18 protein-coding genes are annotated in these 20,554 nt (G+C 53.0%); 5 read left to right on the forward strand and 13 right to left on the reverse strand.

The genetic code is table 11. From position 1 onward, the window contains the following. Nucleotides 1-160: 160 nt before the first annotated feature. The 5 genes from narI to OGV65_RS20490 all read right to left on the reverse strand — a co-directional run bounded on the left by narI (nt 161) and on the right by OGV65_RS20490 (nt 8,611). On the reverse strand, nt 161-838 hold the full coding sequence (gene narI / locus OGV65_RS20470) for a respiratory nitrate reductase subunit gamma (RefSeq protein ID WP_016153281.1): 678 nt from the start codon (nt 836-838) through the stop codon (nt 161-163). After that, nucleotides 838-1,548, reverse strand: a complete 711-nt coding sequence (gene narJ, locus OGV65_RS20475; RefSeq protein WP_222186514.1) for a nitrate reductase molybdenum cofactor assembly chaperone — start codon at nt 1,546-1,548, stop codon at nt 838-840. Before narJ ends, narI begins: the two co-directional genes overlap by 1 nt. Then, nucleotides 1,545-3,083 (reverse strand): nitrate reductase subunit beta, encoded by a 1,539-nt coding sequence (gene narH, locus OGV65_RS20480; RefSeq protein WP_286455376.1) that lies wholly within the window; start codon nt 3,081-3,083, stop codon nt 1,545-1,547. The genes narJ and narH overlap by 4 nt, the downstream gene beginning before the upstream one ends. After that, nucleotides 3,080-6,823 (reverse strand): nitrate reductase subunit alpha, encoded by a 3,744-nt coding sequence (locus OGV65_RS20485; RefSeq protein ID WP_047358964.1) that lies wholly within the window; start codon nt 6,821-6,823, stop codon nt 3,080-3,082. Before OGV65_RS20485 ends, narH begins: the two co-directional genes overlap by 4 nt. A 396-nt stretch (nt 6,824-7,219) precedes the next feature. Next, nucleotides 7,220-8,611, reverse strand: coding sequence for a NarK family nitrate/nitrite MFS transporter (locus OGV65_RS20490; RefSeq protein WP_016153284.1), 1,392 nt, complete (start codon nt 8,609-8,611; stop codon nt 7,220-7,222). Nucleotides 8,612-8,951: 340 nt separating this feature from the next. Between OGV65_RS20490 and narX the strand changes: the two genes are divergently transcribed. Together narX and narL are read left to right on the forward strand one after the other, a co-directional pair. Continuing rightward, entirely contained in the window at nt 8,952-10,748 is a 1,797-nt protein-coding gene (gene narX, locus OGV65_RS20495; RefSeq protein WP_016156734.1) for a nitrate/nitrite two-component system sensor histidine kinase NarX, read from the forward strand. After that, complete coding sequence (gene narL / locus OGV65_RS20500; RefSeq protein WP_003020756.1) at nt 10,741-11,391, forward strand: two-component system response regulator NarL; 651 nt, start codon at nt 10,741-10,743, stop codon at nt 11,389-11,391. The genes narX and narL overlap by 8 nt, the downstream gene beginning before the upstream one ends. A 21-nt stretch (nt 11,392-11,412) precedes the next feature. Here narL and OGV65_RS20505 read toward each other — a convergent pair whose 3' ends face one another. Next, complete coding sequence (locus tag OGV65_RS20505; RefSeq protein WP_071600324.1) at nt 11,413-12,798, reverse strand: YchO/YchP family invasin; 1,386 nt, start codon at nt 12,796-12,798, stop codon at nt 11,413-11,415. 175 nt (nt 12,799-12,973) lie between these two features. Here OGV65_RS20505 and OGV65_RS20510 point away from each other — a divergent pair, with 175 nt between their 5' ends. Both OGV65_RS20510 and OGV65_RS20515 read left to right on the forward strand, forming a co-directional pair. After that, on the forward strand, nt 12,974-13,327 hold the full coding sequence (locus OGV65_RS20510; RefSeq protein WP_049042858.1) for a DsrE/DsrF/TusD sulfur relay family protein: 354 nt from the start codon (nt 12,974-12,976) through the stop codon (nt 13,325-13,327). Between the two features lie 262 nt (nt 13,328-13,589). Further along, nucleotides 13,590-13,835, forward strand: coding sequence for a DUF1883 domain-containing protein (locus OGV65_RS20515; RefSeq protein WP_003833405.1), 246 nt, complete (start codon nt 13,590-13,592; stop codon nt 13,833-13,835). Between the two features lie 54 nt (nt 13,836-13,889). On the opposite strand, the gene OGV65_RS20520 is transcribed toward OGV65_RS20515, so the two are convergent. Both OGV65_RS20520 and chaB read right to left on the reverse strand, forming a co-directional pair. Further along, complete coding sequence (locus OGV65_RS20520; protein ID WP_016156738.1) at nt 13,890-14,585, reverse strand: gamma-glutamylcyclotransferase; 696 nt, start codon at nt 14,583-14,585, stop codon at nt 13,890-13,892. A 196-nt stretch (nt 14,586-14,781) separates the two neighbouring features. Then, on the reverse strand, nt 14,782-15,012 hold the full coding sequence (gene chaB / locus OGV65_RS20525; protein WP_016153288.1) for a putative cation transport regulator ChaB: 231 nt from the start codon (nt 15,010-15,012) through the stop codon (nt 14,782-14,784). Between the two features lie 275 nt (nt 15,013-15,287). Here chaB and chaA point away from each other — a divergent pair, with 275 nt between their 5' ends. Further along, entirely contained in the window at nt 15,288-16,388 is a 1,101-nt protein-coding gene (gene chaA, locus OGV65_RS20530) for a sodium-potassium/proton antiporter ChaA (protein ID WP_016153289.1), read from the forward strand. A gap of 152 nt (nt 16,389-16,540) precedes the next feature. Here chaA and kdsA read toward each other — a convergent pair whose 3' ends face one another. Genes kdsA through prfA form a run of 5 tightly spaced genes read right to left on the reverse strand, consistent with a single transcriptional unit; the run spans nt 16,541 to nt 20,547 of the window. Next, nucleotides 16,541-17,395 carry a 3-deoxy-8-phosphooctulonate synthase gene (gene kdsA / locus OGV65_RS20535; RefSeq protein WP_016156739.1) on the reverse strand — a complete coding sequence of 285 codons (855 nt, stop codon included), beginning with the start codon at nt 17,393-17,395 and terminating at the stop codon, nt 16,541-16,543. Between the two features lie 35 nt (nt 17,396-17,430). Beyond that, nucleotides 17,431-18,240, reverse strand: a complete 810-nt coding sequence (gene sirB1 / locus OGV65_RS20540) for an invasion regulator SirB1 (protein ID WP_003020775.1) — start codon at nt 18,238-18,240, stop codon at nt 17,431-17,433. A gap of 2 nt (nt 18,241-18,242) precedes the next feature. After that, the gene (sirB2, locus tag OGV65_RS20545; RefSeq protein ID WP_016153291.1) at nt 18,243-18,635 is read right to left on the reverse strand and encodes an invasion regulator SirB2; all 393 of its coding nucleotides are present in this window, start codon (nt 18,633-18,635) and stop codon (nt 18,243-18,245) included. Next, nucleotides 18,632-19,465: a peptide chain release factor N(5)-glutamine methyltransferase gene (gene prmC, locus OGV65_RS20550; RefSeq protein ID WP_016156740.1), complete on the reverse strand. Its 834-nt coding sequence runs from the start codon at nt 19,463-19,465 to the stop codon at nt 18,632-18,634. Before prmC ends, sirB2 begins: the two co-directional genes overlap by 4 nt. Next, the gene (prfA, locus tag OGV65_RS20555; RefSeq protein WP_016153293.1) at nt 19,465-20,547 is read right to left on the reverse strand and encodes a peptide chain release factor 1; all 1,083 of its coding nucleotides are present in this window, start codon (nt 20,545-20,547) and stop codon (nt 19,465-19,467) included. The genes prmC and prfA overlap by 1 nt, the downstream gene beginning before the upstream one ends. Between the last annotated feature and the right edge of the window lie 7 nt (nt 20,548-20,554).

Consider the following 20,554-nt stretch of genomic DNA (forward strand, 5'->3'; position numbering starts at 1 on the left):
CATAACGCACCAGCATCCAATCCATCTGTAATGCCCCATACCTTGCCCTCGATCAAGCCTCAATTCGGGTCGGCAATTTGCCTGATGCACAATGCTTATCCGCCAATTAGTCGTAAAAAAACCCCGCCGGAGCGGGGTTTTGTCTTACACAGATAACCGATTAATGACGCGCACGAACAATCTGGTATTTGCGCGTCAGATATTCGACCGGAACGCTCCAGATGTGCACCAGACGCGAGAACGGGAACAACAGGAACAGCGTCATACCCAGCACCAGGTGCATACGGAAAATGAACGCAACGCCATCCAGATATTGAGACGCACCCCCCTGGAAGGTCACCACTGTCTGCGCCCAGTTCACCAGCTTCATCATCTCGCTGCCGTCCATATGCTGGGCGGAGAACGGAATGGTCAGCAGGCCCAGCGCACACTGGATCACCAGCAGGGAGAGGATCAGAATGTCCGCTCCGGTAGTGGTCGCCCGCACACGTGGGCTGAACAGGCGGCGTTTCAGCAGCAGGACGCCACCAATCAAACACATCACACCACTGGCACCACCCGCGAACATCGCCATCTTTTGTTTCACTTCAAGCGGCAGCCACGCTTCATACATCCAGTGTGGTGTCAGCATGCCAAGGAAGTGCCCGGCAAAAATCCCCAGGATCCCGATGTGGAACAGGTTTGACGCCAGGTTCATCCCTTTGCGATCCAGCATCTGACTGGAAGCCGCGCGCCAGGTATACTGCCCATAGTCATAACGCAGCCAACTGCCAATCAGAAAGACAGAACCCGCGATGTACGGATAGATGTCAAAGAAGAACGTATTCAGGAAGTGCATTATTGCTGTCCTCCGGTGGTGATATTCAGATACTGCGGCGCAACGGCCCCGGCAAAACGACGCTGGTGAGCGGAAATTTCCGACTCACCACACCCCTGATCGGCGAAGAATTTCACCTGCTCTTCTTCCCAGACCGCATCCAGCGCTTGTGGGGTATCGTCACGCGCTTCATCTGCAATTTTTTCAGCCACTTTATCGCTGTCGATAACGGTATTCGCCAGTTTTAACAGCAGATCGAACAGCACCGCATAACGGCTTTCACGCTGTTGCAAGCGAGCGCTGAGCAGCGCCAGAATCGGCGCGATATCCTGTACCCCCCCTAATGCTTCGCTTTTCGGCAACTGCGCAAGGTATTCCAGATACAGCGGCAGATGATCGGGAAGTTCGCGGCTGTCGAGCTGCAGACCGTGCTGTTCATACTGCGCCATCAGGTCAACCATAGCCTGACCACGATCGCGGGACTCGCCGTGTACATGTTCAAACAGCAGCAACGAGGTGGCGCGGCCACGGTCAAACAGTTCGCTATAGCTTGCCTGCACATCCAGCATGTCCTGCGCGGTGAGATCGCGCAGGAAAATGCCCAGAGTCTGGGCATCCTCTTTATCCAGGTTCTCAGATGACGCGAGTGCATCGAAAAGTTCCTGCTGATGCTGCCACAAGGCAGCATCAGGGTACTCGAGCAGACGCGAAACAATGACAAGTTCAATCATTGGTGCGGCTCCGTTTTGCTGGTCACATCGACAGCTTCGATGCGGCGGCTGTTGAACAGATTGAATTTAGTATCAGAACCGTGGCAACCGTCACCGAAGGTAAAGCCACAACCGCTTTTCTCCGGGAACGCGTCACGCGCCAGTTCACGATGGCTGCTCGGTACCACGAAACGATCTTCGTAGTTAGCAATCGCCAGATAACGATACATTTCCTGTGCCTGCGCTTCGCTTAAGCCCACCTCTTCCAGCGCACGGGTATCAACTTTACCGTCAACGGTTTCCGCACGTTTGTAGTGACGCATCGCCAGCATACGTTTCAGCGCCAACAGTACCGGCTGAGTGTCGCCTGCGGTCAGCAGGTTCGCCAGGTACTGAACCGGGATACGCAGACTGTCAACGTCCGGCAGAATACCGTTGCTGCCCAGCTCACCCGCATCGGCGGCAGACTGGATCGGTGACAAAGGCGGCACATACCAGACCATCGGTAGCGTGCGGTATTCCGGATGCAGCGGCAGCGCCAGCTTCCAGTCCATCGCCATTTTGTAAACCGGCGACTGCTGTGCGGCATCAATGACGCTCAGCGGAATACCATCTTTCAGCGCTTGTTCAATAACAGCCGGATCGTTCGGATCGAGGAACACGTCCAGTTGACGCTGGTACAGATCTTTCTCGTGCTCCGTGCTTGCCGCACTTTCGATCGCATCTGCGTCATACAGCAGTACGCCGAGGTAACGAATACGGCCTACGCAGGTTTCGGAGCAAACGGTCGGCTGACCGGCTTCGATACGCGGGTAGCAGAAAATGCACTTCTCAGATTTCCCGCTCTTCCAGTTGAAGTAGATCTTCTTATACGGGCAGCCAGTGATACACATACGCCAGCCGCGGCATTTGTCCTGGTCGATCAGCACGATGCCATCTTCTTCACGCTTGTAGATAGCGCCGCTTGGGCAGGTCGCCACGCACGCCGGGTTAAGGCAATGCTCACACAAACGCGGCAGATACATCATGAAGGTATTTTCGAACTGACCGTACATCGCCTTCTGCATGTTTTCGAAGTTCTGGTCTTTGGCGCGTTTTTCGAACTCGCCCCCCAAAATTTCTTCCCAGTTCGGACCGCTGGTGATTTTATCCATCCGCTGACCGGTGATCAGCGAACGCGGACGGGCAATCGGCTGCGCCTTACTGTCTGCTGGGGCGTTGTGCAACGTTTGGTAGTCAAAATCAAACGGCTCATAGTAATCATCCATGCCCGGCAGATGCGGGTTAGCAAAGATTTTACCCAGCAGCAGTGCTTTGTTACCCATGCGCGGCTGCAGCTTGCCATTGATTTTACGGATCCAACCGCCCTTCCATTTTTCCTGGTTTTCCCAGTCGTTCGGGAAGCCAACGCCAGGCTTACTTTCGACGTTATTGAACCAGGCGTACTCCATACCTTCACGGCTGGTCCAGACGTTTTTGCAGGTCACTGAACAGGTGTGGCAGCCGATGCACTTATCGAGATTCAGCACCATGCCGACTTGTGAACGAATTTTCATTTTACGCTCTCCTGTACCTGGTCATTGCCTTCGCCATCCAACCAGTTAATGTTCTTCATCTTACGTACAACTACGAACTCATCGCGGTTTGAACCGACGGTACCGTAGTAGTTAAAGCCGTATGCCAGTTGCGCATAACCACCGATCATGTGAGTTGGTTTCGGCGTAATACGGGTTACCGAGTTGTGGATCCCGCCGCGCTGCTGGGTGATTTCAGAACCCGGCAGGTTAACGATACGTTCCTGCGCGTGGTACATCATGGTCATCCCGGCCGGCACACGCTGGCTGACAACTGCACGCGCCGTCAGCGCCCCGTTGCTGTTGAAGACTTCGATCCAGTCGTTATCTTCGATACCCAGATCCTTCGCATCAACTTCACTCATCCACACAATCGGACCACCGCGAGACAGCGTCAGCATCAGCAGGTTGTCGCTGTAGGTGGAGTGGATACCCCATTTCTGGTGCGGCGTCAGGAAGTTGAGCGCTTTTTCCGGGTTACCGTTAGATTTCTCGCCGATCACCGCTTTCACCGAACGGGTGTCGATTGGCGGACGATACACCAGCAGGCTCTCACCGAAGTCACGCATCCACTGGTGATCCTGATACAACTGCTGGCGACCAGATAGCGTACGCCATGGGATCAGCTCATGAACGTTGGTATAACCGGCGTTATAAGACACATGTTCATCTTCCAGACCTGACCAGGTCGGACTGGAGATAATTTTGCGCGGCTGCGCCTGGATGTCGCGGAAACGAATTTTTTCGTCTTCTTTATTCAGCGCCAGATGCGTATGGTCACGACCGGTAAATTCACTCAGCGCCGCCCAGGCTTTAACGGCAACCTGACCGTTAGTTTCCGGAGCCAGCGTCAGGATCATCTCAGCAGCATCAATTGCGGTATCCAGCATCGGTTGGCCTTTCGCCGGACCGTCAGCCTTGGTGTAGTTGAGCTTACGCAGCAGATCCATTTCGCTTTGGGTGTTCCAGGCAATCCCTTTACCGCCGTTACCAATTTTTTCCATCAGCGGACCGATGGAGGTAAAACGCTCGTAGGTTGCCGGATAATCACGCTCAACGGTCATGATGTGCGGTGCCGTAACACCTGGAATCAGGTCGCATTCCCCTTTTTTCCAGTCCTTCACGTCCAGCGGCTGCGCCAGTTCAGCGGCGGAGTCGTGCTGAATCGGCAGCGTAACGACGTCGGTTTCTTTACCGAGGTGGCCCACACAAACTTCAGAGAATTTCTTGGCGATGGCTTTATAGATTTCCCAGTCGCTCTTCGATTCCCAGGCCGGGTCAACGGCCGCAGACAGAGGATGAATAAACGGATGCATATCCGAGGTATTCATGTCGTCTTTTTCATACCAGGTAGCGGTCGGCAGCACGATATCGGAATACAGACAGGTGCTCGACAGGCGGAAGTCCAGCGTAACGACCAGATCCAGTTTGCCGTCCAGTCCGTTATCCTGCCATTCCACTTCTTCTGGCTTCACGCCGCTCTGCTGGCCGAGATCTTTGCCCTGAATACCATGTTCAGTACCCAGCAGATACTTGAGCATGTACTCGTGGCCTTTACCGGAAGAACCGAGCAGGTTTGAACGCCAGATAAACAGGTTACGCGGATGGTTTTTACCGTTTTCCGGCTGCTCTGCCGCAAAGCGAATAGAACCTTCTTTCAGGGATTTAACGGTGTAGTCCACCGGCGTCATACCTGCTTTCTGCGCTTCTTTCGCGATATACAGCGGGTTAGTCCCTAACTGCGGCGCAGACGGTAACCAGCCCATACGTTCAGCGCGAACGTTAAAGTCAATCAAATGACCGCTATAGCGGGATTTGTCTGCCATCGGGGACAGCAGTTCCTGTGCAGTCACCGTCTCATAGCGCCATTGGCTGGAGTGGTTATAGAAGTAGGAGGTACTGTTCATATGACGAGGCGGACGCTGCCAGTCAAGAGCAAACGCCAGCGGCTGCCAGCCAGTTTGCGGACGCAGTTTTTCCTGCCCTACGTAGTGGGCCCAGCCGCCGCCGCTCTGGCCGATACAGCCACAGAACACCAGCATATTGATCAGGCCACGATAGTTCATATCGAGGTGGTACCAGTGGTTCAAACCGGCGCCGACGATAATCATCGAACGACCGTGCGTTTTATCTGCGTTATCCGCAAATTCACGGGCGATGCGTACAATCTGAGAACGTGATACGCCTGTAATTTTTTCTGCCCACGCTGGCGTGTACGCTTTCACGTCATCGTAGCTGGTCGCGCAGTTTTCATCGTTCAGACCACGTTCCAGGCCGTAGTTGGCCATAGTCAAATCGTAAACGGTGGTCACCAGCGCCGTAGAGCCATCGGCCAGTTGCAGGCGTTTAACGGGCAATTTATGCAGCAGAATGTTTTCCAGTTCGACTTTACTGAAGTGCTCGGTGCCTTCGCCACCAAAGTACGGGAAGCCCACTTCAGCGATATCATCCTGGCTACCCAGCAGGCTGAGCTGCAGTTCAGTTTCATCACCGGACGTGCCATCGCGCTGCTCAAGGTTCCATTTGCCTTTTTCGCCCCAACGGAAACCAATTGAACCGTTTGGCGCAACCATTTCGCCGTTGCTGTTGATAGCGACAGTTTTCCATTCCGGGTTATTTTCCTGGCCCAGAGAGTCAACCAGATCCGCAGCACGCAGCATACGACCAGCAGCATAGTAGCCGTCGCGCTCCTCGAGCATCACCAGCATTGGCATGTCGGTATAACGACGTACGTAGTCGGTGAAATATTGGCTCGGGTTATCGAGGTGGAACTCGCGCAGCATGACATGACCCATCGCCATTGCCATCGCCGCATCGGTTCCCTGCTTCGGAGCCAGCCACAGGTCGCACAGTTTGGCGATTTCTGCGTAGTCCGGGGTGATTGCTACTGTTTTGGTGCCTTTGTAACGAACTTCAGTAAAGAAGTGCGCATCCGGAGTACGGGTCTGCGGTACGTTAGAGCCCCATGCCAGAATGTAGCTGGAGTTATACCAGTCGGCAGATTCCGGTACGTCGGTCTGCTCGCCCCAGGTCTGCGGGGAAGCTGGCGGCAGGTCACAGTACCAGTCATAGAAGCTCAGGCAGGTCCCGCCAATCAGCGACATATAACGTGCGCCGGACGCATAAGAAACCATCGACATCGCCGGGATCGGCGAGAAGCCTGCGACGCGGTCAGGACCATAGGTTTTGATGGTGTAAACGTTAGATGCGGCAATCAGCTCATTCACTTCCTGCCAGGAAGAACGAACGAATCCACCACGACCACGCGCTTGTTTGAAGCTTTTTGCTTTATCGGCGTCTTCGATAATGGATGCCCATGCATCTACCGGATCGCTGTGCAGTCTTTTTGCTTCACGCCACATCTTCATCAGACGTTTGCGCATCAGCGGGTATTTCAGACGGTTAGCGCTGTAGAGATACCATGAATAGCTTGCACCACGCGGGCAGCCGCGAGGCTCGTGGTTGGGCATATCTGGACGAGTGCGTGGGTAGTCAGTTTGCTGGGTTTCCCAGGTCACCAGACCATTTTTCACATAGATTTTCCAGCTGCATGAGCCGGTGCAGTTTACACCGTGGGTTGAACGCACGATTTTGTCATGCTGCCAACGCTGGCGGTATCCATCCTCCCAGTCCCTGTTGGTATTGAGAAGCTGGCCATGCCCATCGGCAAAGGTTTCGCCCTTCTGCTTGAAGTAGCGAAACCGGTCCAGGAATTTACTCATCGGTTTTCTCCTGTAGGAGCCTGACGGCTCTCTGATAAATCGACATTGCTTGATTGAGAGCGAAGGTAACGCTCTGAAAGGGCGTGAGAATTGATAACGATCAAGGCAGGCAGGGATGAAAATTAAGGGTCGATTTTCACATACCCCCTTAGTGGGATATCGATAAATCAATCAACATATTGAATTTTATTGAGTTTTTTAAACTCACTTATCATACAAATGTTAAATTCTTTATAAGTGGGTATTAAGGGGTATCCCCCCTGTTTAGCATATTACGAGCACCGTTCTAACAGGCTGTTGTCGCGTCACAATATAAAAGTATGTTGTAACTAATGGCGGGCAAAAAAAAGCGCGGTCTAACACCGCGCAATGGATAATCAACAGTTACTACTTTTTTTACTTTTTAGAATGACGTCCGTACACCGCCCAGGTGATAACCACACAGGCGACATAGAAGATCAGGAATACTTTCATCGCATCGACCGGAGAGCCGGTTAATGCCAGGGACGTACCGAATGCTTTCGGGATAAAGAAGCCGCCGATCGCACCAATAGCTGAGATAAAGCCCAGCGCCGCCGCGGTGTCGGTCGCCGCCTCGCGCATCGCTTTCTCTTCTGAACCGCCTTCAGCTTTCACTCTGTCCATCGTCAGCTTGCGAAAGATAACGGAGATCATCTGGAAGGTTGAACCACTCCCCAGACCAGCCGTCAGGAACAGCGCCAGGAACACCGCAAAGAAGGCGATAAAGTTGCCACCGACACCGTTTGATGGCAACGTCAGGAACAGTAAGGCACTGAAAATAGCCATCAGCACGAAGTTCACCAGCGTTACGCGGGTCCCCCCCAGTCGGTCAGAGATTGCGCCGCCTGCTGAACGAGCCAGGGCACCAATCAACGGTCCAAAGAAGGCGTAATGCAGGATCTGTACTTCAGGAAACTGCGTTTTTGACAGCATCGCGAAACCGGCAGAGAAACCGATAAATGAACCGAAGGTTGCCAGATACAGCAGGCTCATAATCCACAGGTGCCCGCGTTTCAGCACCGGCAATTGCTCTTTCAGCGAAGCTTTTGAGGTTGCCAGTTCATTCATACCAAACCATGCGGCCAGCGTTAAAACAGCCAGGAACGGGACCCAAATCCATGCAGCGTTTGCCAGATACAGCTGCGTACCATCCGGTTGTTCAACACCCTGGCTGCCAAATGCGGCAAAGATTGACAGTGAAACCACCAGCGGAGCGACCAACTGCATCACGCTGACGCCCATGTTACCCAGACCACCGTTCAGACCCAGCGCGCCGCCCTGCTTCTGTTTTGGAAAGAAGAAGCTGATGTTTGCCATACTGGAGGCAAAGTTCGCACCGGCAAAACCGCACAACAGCGAGATAATGATAAAGGTACTAAATGGTGTGGAGGTATCCTGCACCGCAAAACCTAACCATACGCAAGGAATGATCAGGATACCGGTGCTGAACGCCGTCCAGCGACGTCCACCAAACAGGGGGACCATAAAGGAGTACGGTACACGCAGCAGCGCACCGGACACCGAAGGTAATGCCGTCAGCATGAACAGTTGTTCAGTGGTGAAATCAAATCCGACTTTCGGTAAGTTCACCGCCACGGCGCTAAATAACATCCACACGCAAAACGCCAGCAGCAAGCAAGGGACGGAAATCCACAGGTTACGGCTGGCGATTCGATGACCACGCTGCTGCCAGAAGGCGGGATCTTCCGGCCGCCATTCAGTAATTACAGCTCCAGATGCCCTTTCCGGGGCAGATGAGTGACTCATAGACACCTCTGATACTTGTTTCGATGCCTGCCACATTAGGGTTTACAGCTGGAGGTAAGTTGATATAAATCAAAGGAAAAGGTGTCATTATTGATGCCTGAAATTTATCATCATCCTAAATGAGTACATAACTTCGGTAAAAAAGATGTGGTTTTTCACGCTTCTGTCGTCCCCTACTCCCCCTCGTTTAGGATCTCTCCCTCTGGCGGCAATTAAGGGGTAGCCCGTTTGAGGTATGGGTATACTCCAGTGTATCGCCGAGAATAACGCCACTGCCTGCAGCAGAATCGTCATTCAATAAGGTTTTCGGTTTTACGAAAACCCGAAGGAACAAGTCACCATGTTTAAACGTTGTCTTTCCCCGCTTACGCTGGTCAACCAGGTGGCGCTGATTGTTTTATTGTCTACTGCCATCGGCGTGGCGGGTATGGCAGTCTCTGGCTGGCTGGTTCAGGGCGTTCAGGGTAGCGCGCATGCAATCAACAAAGCGGGATCGCTACGCATGCAAAGCTATCGCCTGCTGGCAGCCATACCGCTGGACGCCAACGATCAACCACTGCTGGATGAAATGGAGCAAACGGCGTTTAGCCCGGAATTGACGCGTGCCGCGCAGCGTGACGGACAACAGGCGCAGTTAAAAGCCTTACAGGATTACTGGCACACCAAACTGGCACCGGGGCTTGCGCATGCGCAAACGCCTGATGCGGTAGCGCAGGATGTCAGGCGCTTTGTGGGCGGACTGGATAAGCTGGTCACCGCCTTTGACCATACCACCGAGTTACGCATTGAACGCGTCGTCTTGCTGCATCGCCTGATGGCCGTATTTATGGCATTGCTGCTGGTCTTCACCATTATCTGGCTGCGCGTGCGCCTGTTACAGCCGTGGAAACAACTGCTGGCGATGGCGCGAGCCGTCAGTCAACGTGATTTTACCCAACGCGCACATATCAGTGGGCGTAATGAGATGGCAGCGCTGGGCTCGGCGCTGAATAATATGTCGGAAGAACTGGCCGAAAGTTACGCGGTGCTGGAACAGCGGGTACAGGAGAAAACGGCGGGTCTGGAGCACAAAAATCAGATCCTCTCTTTCCTGTGGCAAGCCAACCGCCGTCTGCACTCTCAGGTGCCGTTGTGCGAACGCCTCTCTCCGGTACTGAACGGCCTGCAAAATTTGACCCTGCTGCATGATATTGAACTGCGGGTCTATGACCTGGAAGATGAAGATAATCATCAGGAATTTACCTGCCAGTCCAATGTCAGCTGTGATGAGAAAGGCTGCCATTTGTGTCCGCGCGGTACGCTACCCGCCATTGACGGCGGTATCACGCTGAAATGGCGGCTAACCGACGCCCATACCCAGTATGGTATCCTGCTCGCGACTTTGCCGTACGGACGCCATCTCAGCCACGATCAGCAGCAACTGGTTGATACCCTGGTTGAGCAACTGACCGCAACGCTTGCACTCGACAGGCATCAGGAGCGTCAGCAGCAGTTGATCGTGATGGAAGAGCGTGCCACCATTGCGCGCGAACTTCATGATTCTATTGCACAATCGCTCTCCTGTATGAAGATGCAGGTGAGCTGTTTGCAGATGCAGGGCGATGCGCTTTCAGATAACTGCCGCGAGCTGCTCAGTCAGATTCGTAACGAGTTGAACGCCTCCTGGGCGCAACTGCGCGAGCTGTTAACGACATTCCGTTTACAGCTGACGGAACCTGGATTAAGACCGGCGCTGGAAGCCAGCTGTCAGGAATACAGCGCGCGTTTTGGTTTTACGGTTAAGCTGGATTATCAGTTGCCACCGCGTCTGGTCCCTTCGCATCAGGCGATTCACCTGCTACAAATTGCGCGCGAAGCCCTGAGCAACGCCCTCAAACACTCTCAGGCCGATGAAGTAGTCGTGACGGTGGTGCAAAATGGTAAGCAGGTCAAACTTACAGTGCAAGATAACGGCTGCGGCGTACCGGAAAACGCCGAACGCAGTAACCACTACGGCATGATAATCATGCGCGACCGTGCGCAGAGCTTGCGCGGCGATTGCCGTGTACGCCGTCGCGAGACAGGCGGTACTGAAGTTGCTGTCACTTTTATTCCCGAAACAAACTTCACAGAAGTCCAAGGAGATACCCATGAGTAATCTGGAACCGGCAACCATCCTGTTGATCGACGATCATCCGATGCTGCGAACCGGTGTAAAACAGCTTGTCAGCATGGCGCCCGATATCACCGTTGTCGGCGAAGCCAGCAATGGTGAGCAGGGTATCGAGCTGGCAGAATCCCTTGATCCCGATCTGATCCTTCTTGATCTCAACATGCCCGGCATGAACGGTCTGGAAACACTCGACAAGCTGCGTGAGAAATCACTGTCAGGCCGTATCGTCGTGTTTAGCGTATCCAATCATGAAGAAGACGTGGTTACTGCACTGAAGCGCGGTGCCGACGGTTATCTGCTGAAAGATATGGAGCCGGAAGATTTGCTGAAAGCATTGCAGCAAGCTGCTGCCGGTGAAATGGTGCTGAGCGAAGCCTTAACGCCGGTTCTGGCCGCCAGCCTACGCGCCAATCGCGCAACGTCCGACCGTGATGTTACCCAACTGACGCCGCGCGAACGCGATATTCTTAAGCTCATCGCCCAGGGTCTGCCTAACAAGATGATCGCCCGCCGCCTGGACATCACCGAAAGCACGGTAAAAGTTCACGTGAAGCATATGCTGAAGAAAATGAAGCTCAAATCACGTGTTGAAGCCGCGGTATGGGTGCACCAGGAACGTATTTTCTGATAACGCGCGCATGCGTCATTGTTAACGAGGATCATTTTCCGAAACGGTAGTAAACGGTTCGGTCAGTGATAGCGTGATCTCATTGGAAGAGACACGCTGGCCCTGCTCATCTTCTACCACCACAGACAACCGCCAGCGGTTCGTCGCACCTTCTCTGCTGTCCCACTTCGGCATAATAATCGTCCAGCCCTGCGCGCTTCGGTTATTGCTGCCAGCCGTTAAGCTCAACGCCTGAGTATCGCCCTGCCACGTCAGATGGCGGATCCCATGCAAACTACGCACCTGCAGCTTCAGCGCCACCGTCTCTCCCGGTTTGAGATCCCAGGGCGGCGTGGCCAAAAATACCGACAGCGTTTTACGCTGGCGATACTCCAGCGTCGGCAAATTGTTACGCTGCGGATCATCATAACGACTGCCGCGCAGTGAACGGCTGTTCGCCACCTCACTGACCATCAACTGTTTTTTTAACGGCACGCCAAAACGGTAACTAAGGGTTAAGCCGAGGTTATTCTGGCTAATGCCGCTTTCCCCCTGCTTATGCTGCGCTGTCACCGTGATTAGCGGCACCGGTGTATAGCTCAGCCCGAGGTTCACCGCCACCGGATTGTGATACCCGGTTCCCGAATGAAATAGATCCACCCGGTCGCCAAAATACTGTTCCACGCTGACGCTGGTATTGAGGTGTTGATAGAACGGCATCCGCATTTGCGCGGTCAGATCGTAGCCGCGGGCCATCCGTTGTTGCTGGGTTGCAAAACGATCCTGCCAGGAAGACAACGGTTGATAATAGTTAGCGGATAAGCGCAAATATTCGCCCCACGCCTCTGCGCCGAGGCCTCCGCGGGGCAGATTTTCATCCAGTAAGTTGTCATAAAAGGTGTTGTAACCCAGTAACCAACCGTCGCGTACCCAACGTTGCCCAATCCCCGCATTACTGACTAAGCCGTCGTCCTGTTGCGTCACTCCTAGCTGGCTCCAGGTAAGATAACGTTGATTGTCCTGCCACGGCACAAACCAGCTTCCCCGACTCCCGGTAAAACTGCCTTCGTTATCAACCTGCAACCCGATGCTGGCGTTTCCCCAGGGAGAAAGCCAGGATTCCAGTTGCTGATTCACCTGTTCGCTGACCGTATCTCGCACCTGGCCAAACGCGAACTGCTTCGCCTGTTCACCGGTATCAAGCCCGTTATCAGTCATGCTGGCTTCACCAAACGCTTTGACCATTTCGGCAAAATGCTTTTCGCCTGCCCGCGACTCCGGGGCCATACCAAGATCGGGCAAGCCATCACTATTGTTATCGAAAGGGTTTTCAGCCTGGTGCACAAAGGACGACTGCGCGTTAGCAGTACCGCCTGCCAGCGGCAAGAGTGCGAATACAGCAAGAGAAGAACAGATAATACGGCTCAAATCGTTAGTGGTTTCTTACATCAATTAGCCACAGTGGCATACTTATCTTAAACCATAACGTTTTCAGCGTTGATTTTCAGCCCCTCCCCCTTTTTTCGGCATTATCCTGGCATTGAGAAATAGGTGTAACATACGTGTCGGTTATTAACGCTCACATGCAGTAACAGGAGTAAAAATGCAAAAGATAGTGATCGTCGCAAACGGAGCGGCTTATGGAAGCGAATCGTTATTTAACAGCCTGCGTCTGGCTATCGCCCTGCGCGAACAGGAAGCCGCTCTCGACCTGCGTCTGTTTTTAATGTCTGATGCCGTAACCGCAGGATTACGTGGTCAGAAACCCGCGGAGGGCTACAATATTCAGCAAATGCTGGAGATCCTGACTGCGCAAAATGTTCCGGTAAAACTGTGCAAAACCTGCACCGATGGTCGTGGGATCACGGCGCTGCCGTTAATTGATGGGGTGGCCGTCGGCACGCTGGTAGAACTGGCTCAATGGACGCTGGCTGCAGATAAAGTGTTGACCTTCTGATATACCGTTTTCAGGCAAGCGCACTGAAAGTGTCGATAATTTCCGGATTTAATATTTGATGGGCGCGGTTTCGTTGAACGTTAGCACGCCCGTTCAACCCTTTTTAGGTGTTTTGTCACTTTTGTTTAATCGTTATGCCATTTTTTGATCAAAATCAGCATTCTGTTGCTCCCCCTTTGGTGTTATGCAATGAGTGAAATGTGAACAACATCACGCAGCACTTTCGACAGAAAGTACGTTGTTTTCAAGAACGGGGTGAAAAATGGCATTAGTGAAGGCAAGTTTAAAGTTATTTGGTGGCGATACGGTGGTTGTGCGCTGTTCCGAGCGCTGTCACATCCACCTGATGAGCGAAAAAAATCACGTCAAAGACACGCAGTCCGACATCTTAAGCGTGCAGGATCGTGATAACGCATGGTTGACCGTGCCCTATACCGGCGTCTGGAACGTGCTGATCGACAGCCACAGTCAGTCGCTTGAGCATTCGATAAGTTATATTGCAGCCTAAGCGTGACATGCCCGAAAAGCACCTTGCTTTCGGGCATACAATTCCACGCCGGGTTCAGGCAAACCCTGGCCGCATAACGCCTTCCGGCAGGTTCTCTCCCAACAATCGTTTGACCGTGATCACCAGATCATTAAGGCAATCATCCTGCATCCCTAGCTTGACCAGCTCTTGTTCCAGCGAGAACAGATACTGGGCATTAGTGCCTAAAGGTCCGCTGGCCGCGGCAATAAGCGGCGCGATCACCTGCGCGCGCGTGTCTGACTCAAACAGCGGATGGCGCGGATCCATAATAAACACCAGCGCGTTCACCGTACGGCCGTCATCAAGCGCCAACTGGCACCAGGTCGGCAGATAGCATCCGGTGATCATTTCTCGCTTCCACAACAAAGAAAGCTCTTGTTCCAGCGACGCGTCCGGCAAACGGTAGGCCACACCGGTGGTACGTCCGCCCTCTTTCAGGGCCAGCATACGTCCTGGCTGACACGCCGTTCCTCGCCCCGCCGTCAGGCGCAGACAAAATGCACGGTGCCAGCCGACTAATGTCCCGGTACAGGACTCTTCAAACTCTAAGGCCGGGTTCCACATCAACGATCCATAACCGAAGATCCACACCGGTCCATCATCTGGTCGACAAGCGAGCGTGGCGGCCAGTGAGGCTGCACGTTGTTCCGCTGACCAGAGTAGTGATTCTTCAATAGCACCAAATGCCGTCTTACAGTCGGCATTCAATAAAAAATCACGCGTTAACACCTTACACCTCCGCCACTGCTGCTTCCTTGCGACAACTTTTTTGACGCCTTCCGGGCTTTTTTACTGCTCATTTTGAAACCAATAGCTGGACAATAGGCAATTCACCGCTCGCTTGCAAGCCAGTAACCGCGCGGCGTAGCACGATTCGCTAACGCCTGATGCAAGCGAGTTTATAAAGGCATTATAATTGATACTGTTACGTCTTTTTATGCCATTTACCATCATCACCTTTTTGGTAATCATTTTTAACCGCGGCCCACGCCACCTTATGTGCAGTCTCTTCTCGGGTGGCATCGTCACGTCGGTCAGATTTGTCTTTATACTGTTCCCAGGCGCTGTTGAAAGCTTCTTTATAAATGTCCTGAGCATGGGCTGGCAGAACGTGCTGCACGCTGTCAGGCAGATCGCTTTTAGATTTATAGGGCATTGTGAACTCCTCTTTTTAGGCTAAACCTTAAGTGTGGTTAACAATGCGGCGAGACGCCAATAATGGACATTTTTAAAAATTTTCTTTACCTAACCTTCTGTTAATTAAACAGTCTATAAACAAGAAATTGGTTTTTGGCCGCTTTGAGAGGGAAAACAGGTGATGTAGTAAAATTTCGTAAAATGTCACCTACAAAACCACGTTTTCTGTTATTTTTTACATTCTTTAATACTTTTTATAATTATAAATACCTGCAGAGATGGAGAATTAATGCAATGACACAAGCACATGAGGCGGTAAAAACCCGCCACAAGGAGACCTCTCTCGTCTTCCCGATTTTGGCGCTGGTAGTACTGTTCTTCTGGGGGAGCAGTCAGTCACTACCAGTGGTCATCGGTATTAATGCGCTGGCCCTTATTGGTATATTAAGCAGCGCATTCAGCGTTGTCCGTCATGCGGACGTATTAGCGCATCGACTTGGCGAACCCTACGGGTCGCTGATCCTCAGTTTGTCCGTTGTTATTCTTGAAGTCAGCTTAATCTCCGCATTAATGGCAACCGGCGATGCCGCACCTACACTCATGCGCGATACGCTGTATTCAATCATTATGATCGTAACCGGGGGGCTGGTCGGTTTTTCATTACTATTAGGTGGCCGTAAATTTGCCACTCAGTATATGAACCTATTTGGTATTAAGCAGTATTTAATCGCCCTGTTCCCACTGGCCATTATTGTACTGGTATTCCCGATGGCGTTGCCGGGGGCAAATTTCACTACCGCGCAGGCGCTGTTGGTGGCGTTAATTTCTGCGGCGATGTACGGCGTATTTTTGCTGATTCAAACTAAAACGCACCAAAGTCTGTTCATTTACGAGCATGAAGACGAGGGTGACGACGACGACCCGCATCACGGTAAGCCGTCAGCGCACAGCAATCTGTGGCACGCCGCCTGGCTTATCATTCATCTGATCGCTGTTATCGCCGTGACCAAGATGAACGCCAGCCCGCTTGAGACCTTGCTGACTGAACTGAATGCGCCAGTCGCATTTACGGGTTTCCTGGTCGCGTTACTGATCCTCTCGCCTGAAGGACTGGGCGCACTGAAAGCGGTTCTGAGCAATCAGGTACAGCGGGCAATGAATTTATTCTTCGGTTCGGTGTTAGCCACAATTTCGCTGACCGTACCGGTGGTGACGCTGATTGCATGGGCAACCGGGAATGATTTGATGTTTGCGCTGGGGGCGCCAGAGATGATTGTGATGGTTTCATCACTGGTTCTGTGTCAGATCTCTTTCTCCACCGGACGCACCAATGTGCTTAACGGTGCAGCGCATCTGGCACTGTTTATCGCCTATCTGATGACAATATTTGCCTGATTATTATTTTAGACGTACCGCACGGTCCTCTTCAGGGCCGTTTTCTTTTCTGCCGATATAACACAATCGATGGCGCGTCTGGTGCCTGACGGCGACCTTTATACCCTTTTCAAATAGCAGGCCGGAGGGAAATTCCGGCCTGTCACACTCTCTTAGTTCTCGGTATCCAGCTCGTCGAAGCTTTTCACCAGGTCATCAATCGCTTTAATCTGCGTCAGGAACTGTTCCAGCTTCGCCAGCGGCAGCGCGGATGGACCATCGCATTTCGCATTGGCTGGATCCGGATGCGCTTCAATAAACAGACCTGCCAGACCAACCGCCATACCGGCACGCGCCAGTTCGGTAACCTGCGCACGACGACCGCCGCTTGCTGCGCCAAACGGATCGCGGCACTGCAGCGCATGGGTAACGTCAAAAATCACCGGTGAGTTGCCGGAGACTTTCTTCATAACGCTGAAGCCCAGCATGTCCACAACCAGATTGTCATAACCAAAGTTCGCACCACGGTCGCACAGAATAACCTTATCGTTGCCGCCTTCATGGAATTTATCCACGATGTTGCCCATCTGAGCCGGGCTGATGAACTGCGGTTTCTTAACGTTGATTACAGCACCGGTTTTCGCCATCGCTTCCACCAGATCGGTCTGACGAGCGAGGAATGCCGGAAGCTGAATCACATCCACCACATCAGCAACAGGCTGTGCCTGGCTGGCTTCGTGAACGTCGGTGATCACTTTTACGCCAAAAGTCTGTTTCAGTTCCTGGAAGATTTTCATCCCTTCTTCAAGGCCCGGTCCACGGTAAGAGTGGATGGAAGAACGGTTGGCTTTATCAAAGGAGGCTTTAAACACGTAAGGGATACCCAGCTTTTGAGTAACGGTTACGTAGTGCTCACAAATGCGCATCGCCAGATCGCGGGATTCCAGCACGTTCATTCCGCCAAACAGCACGAACGGCAGGTCATTTGCCACGTTGATGTCGCCAATGCTAACCACTTTTTGTTTCATAGGATCGCCTTAAACGGTAGGTAAAGTGTGATTAATCAATGCAATACAATTTGTTTGTGCGAAATAGTATTAATTTGCGCACGAATCATTTCGCTGATCGGGTCTTCCGGACACTGTTCAACGAAATAACTTAAATCTGTCAGCGCAACATGTTCGCACTCGAGTTGCGCGTATATTAAACCACGATCGCGAATTTCATACGGATCTTCAGGATTAAACTGCAATAGTGCTTCACTGGCACGCAGCGCCAGCTCCATTTGCCGCTCTTCCATCAGTGATGATTTCAGCGTGTCGAGCAGTTTGCGGATCACTTCCGCGTTATCCGCCTCATCCAGGTCTTCGTTAAACAGCTCCGCGACCGGGCTGATGTTCCCCTTCAACCACACTTCCAGCGTGTGCTCATTTAACGTTTCGCCATTGAATGGATTGATTAGCCACATTTCACCATCGAGCGACTCAATACGAAGGATCAGTTGCGTCGGGAAAATCACCGGTACCAGCGGCAGTTCCAGTCTGTTGGCAATCCACAATAAGATCGCCCCCAGAGACACGGCGCTGCCCTGCCGATTTTTCAGTACCTGGTCAAGCCAGAGTGCATCAGAAAGACGATAGACGCCGTGGGTATCCGTAAATCCCCATTCGCCGTAAAAAAGTGCCAGCAGTTTTTCCAGTTGCTCATCCTGAGACAGGAGCTGGCTAATTTCTTCTTGCGCCAGACTGACCAGACGTTCCAGTTCGTCGTAGACAGTTTGTGTTGGAAAATCCAGACGGATAGACTCCGACGCCAGGATCATCCCATCACACAATGGCGCTTTATTAAATTCGAAATCAGCTAACGACCTCATGCTTACCCCAGTAACGGTATTTTTGTGGTGGCGAGTTTAATGATGATGTACAGCACCACCAGCGCCAGCGGAAATGCGACTAATCGCGCCTGCTGACTGCGCGCCCGACGATAATCGAGCGCAATAAAACCCAAAACGATGTAAATGATAACCCCAAACAGCTTTTCAGTCAGCCATGTCCCGTGCTCAGTGAATGGCAGGATGTGCGCTTTAACCATTAGCGCCACGCCGCTGAGTAATAAAACGGTATCCACAACCGGTGGCACAATGCGCGTCCAGCGTGCGCAGGCAAGACGCGAGTCGGTGTAACGCCACCAAAAACGCAGCGTCAGCAAGCCAACGGAAAGCGCAATACTGATGAGATGAATGTTGAGTAACACACTGAAGGTACTCATGATGGGATGCGTCCAAGCGTAATTCGCTCGTTGCCGCCATAATCACGGCAGGTTTCAACCGCCTGGTAACCCGCACGAGTAAAGACGTCCCGGACGGCCTGCCCCTGCTGCCAGCCATGTTCCAGCAACAGATAGCCGCCGGGCGTTAACACGCGCTGAGACTGGTCAATGATATGCACGATATCCGCCAGTCCCCGATCGCCCGCCACCAGTGCCGACAGAGGTTCAAAGCGTACATCGCCTTGTGCCAGGTGCGGATCCTGTTCGTCGATATACGGCGGATTGCTGACAATCATATCAAACTGCTGTCCCTGCAAAGCGCTGAACCAGTTGCTTTGCAGCACGCAAACATTGTCGATGCCCAGATGCTGTTTGTTGCGAGTGGCCAGCGCAACGGCATCCGGCATGCGGTCAACCGCCGTTACTGCGCAATCCGGACGTTCGGTTGCCAGTGCCAGCGCAATGGCGCCCGTGCCGGTTCCCAAATCGAGAATGCGGCATGCTGAGGCCGGCAGGCGAGCCAGCGCCTGTTCCACCAGACATTCAGTATCCGGACGAGGGATAAGCGTAGCCGGAGACACAAACAGCGGCAACGACCAGAACTCCCGCACGCCGGTTAAATGCGCCACCGGCTCACCCCGCTGACGGCGCTCCAGTAATGTGTCGAGCTGTTGACGCTGCGCCTCGGTTAACACCGTTTCACCAAAAGCCAAAATAAAGGTGCGTCCCTTACCGGTAACAAACTCGAGCAAAATCTCGGCGTCACGGCGCGGGCTTTCACTTGCCTGTAATTGGCTTATCGCTTCACGCAGCCAGTGCTGATAATCCATTAATCCTGCTCGGACAACGCCGCCAGTTGGTCGGCCTGGTATTCCTGGACAATCGGCTCAATGAGCATATCCAGTTTGCCTTCCATCGCTTCATCCAGACGGTAGAGCGTCAGGTTAATGCGGTGATCGGTCACGCGACCCTGCGGGAAGTTATAGGTACGGTTGCGATCGCTGCGATCGCCACTGCCCAACAGATTGCGACGCTCAGAGGCTTCTGCCTGTTGACGTCTTGCCACTTCGGCGGCACGAATTCGCGCCCCCAGCACCGACATCGCTTTCGCTTTGTTTTTATGCTGCGAACGTTCGTCCTGGCATTCCACTACGATACCAGTCGGCAAGTGGGTAATACGGATTGCGGAGTCGGTGGTGTTAACGTGCTGACCCCCTGCGCCTGATGAGCGGAAGGTATCAATACGCAGATCGGCCGGGTTGATGTCCGGCAGTTCGGCATCTGGTAGTTCCGGCATGACCGCGACCGTACAGGCAGAAGTGTGAATACGGCCCTGTGACTCCGTCGCAGGTACGCGCTGCACACGATGCCCACCGGACTCAAATTTCAGTCGACCGTACACGCCTTCGCCGCTAATTTTGGCAATGACTTCTTTAAACCCGCCATGTTCGCCTTCGCTGGCGCTCATGATCTCTACCCGCCAGCGACGCGATTCAGCGTAACGGCTGTACATGCGGAACAGATCGCCGGCAAACAGCGCGGCCTCATCACCACCGGTTCCCGCACGCACTTCGAGGAAGGCGTTACGTTCGTCATCAGGATCTTTAGGCAACAGCAGAACCTGCAGATGTTGCTCCAGCTGTTCGCATTTATCTTTTGCTTCACGCAGTTCATCCTGCGCCATTTCACGCATTTCAGGATCGTCGAGCATCATCTGAGCCGTCTCGATATCTTCCTGAACCTGTTGCCAGTCCGTAAAACAGCGAGATACATCGCTTAATTGCGCATATTCGCGCGACAGTGCACGAAAGCGTTCCTGGTCTGCGATAGTACCCGCATCCCCGAGCAGCGCCTGAACTTCTTCATGGCGTTCATGCAGGGCTTCCAGTTTGGCAACGATAGAAGGCTTCATAGGCGTA

Source organism: Citrobacter sp. Cb004 (assembly GCF_030337065.1).
Classification (GTDB): domain Bacteria; phylum Pseudomonadota; class Gammaproteobacteria; order Enterobacterales; family Enterobacteriaceae; genus Citrobacter; species Citrobacter braakii.

Bases quoted from the DNA above. Each gene is read 5' to 3' on its own strand.
- narI (WP_016153281.1), bottom strand. From the start codon at position 838: ATGCACTTCCTGAATACGTTCTTCTTTGACATCTATCCGTACATCGCG.
- narJ (WP_222186514.1), bottom strand. From the start codon at position 1,548: ATGATTGAACTTGTCATTGTTTCGCGTCTGCTCGAGTACCCTGATGCT.
- narH (WP_286455376.1), bottom strand. From the start codon at position 3,083: ATGAAAATTCGTTCACAAGTCGGCATGGTGCTGAATCTCGATAAGTGC.
- OGV65_RS20485 (WP_047358964.1), bottom strand. From the start codon at position 6,823: ATGAGTAAATTCCTGGACCGGTTTCGCTACTTCAAGCAGAAGGGCGAA.
- OGV65_RS20490 (WP_016153284.1), bottom strand. From the start codon at position 8,611: ATGAGTCACTCATCTGCCCCGGAAAGGGCATCTGGAGCTGTAATTACT.
- narX (WP_016156734.1), top strand. From the start codon at position 8,952: ATGTTTAAACGTTGTCTTTCCCCGCTTACGCTGGTCAACCAGGTGGCG.
- narL (WP_003020756.1), top strand. From the start codon at position 10,741: ATGAGTAATCTGGAACCGGCAACCATCCTGTTGATCGACGATCATCCG.
- OGV65_RS20510 (WP_049042858.1), top strand. From the start codon at position 12,974: ATGCAAAAGATAGTGATCGTCGCAAACGGAGCGGCTTATGGAAGCGAA.
- OGV65_RS20515 (WP_003833405.1), top strand. From the start codon at position 13,590: ATGGCATTAGTGAAGGCAAGTTTAAAGTTATTTGGTGGCGATACGGTG.
- chaB (WP_016153288.1), bottom strand. From the start codon at position 15,012: ATGCCCTATAAATCTAAAAGCGATCTGCCTGACAGCGTGCAGCACGTT.
- chaA (WP_016153289.1), top strand. From the start codon at position 15,288: ATGACACAAGCACATGAGGCGGTAAAAACCCGCCACAAGGAGACCTCT.
- kdsA (WP_016156739.1), bottom strand. From the start codon at position 17,395: ATGAAACAAAAAGTGGTTAGCATTGGCGACATCAACGTGGCAAATGAC.
- sirB1 (WP_003020775.1), bottom strand. From the start codon at position 18,240: ATGAGGTCGTTAGCTGATTTCGAATTTAATAAAGCGCCATTGTGTGAT.
- sirB2 (WP_016153291.1), bottom strand. From the start codon at position 18,635: ATGAGTACCTTCAGTGTGTTACTCAACATTCATCTCATCAGTATTGCG.
- prmC (WP_016156740.1), bottom strand. From the start codon at position 19,465: ATGGATTATCAGCACTGGCTGCGTGAAGCGATAAGCCAATTACAGGCA.
- prfA (WP_016153293.1), bottom strand. From the start codon at position 20,547: ATGAAGCCTTCTATCGTTGCCAAACTGGAAGCCCTGCATGAACGCCAT.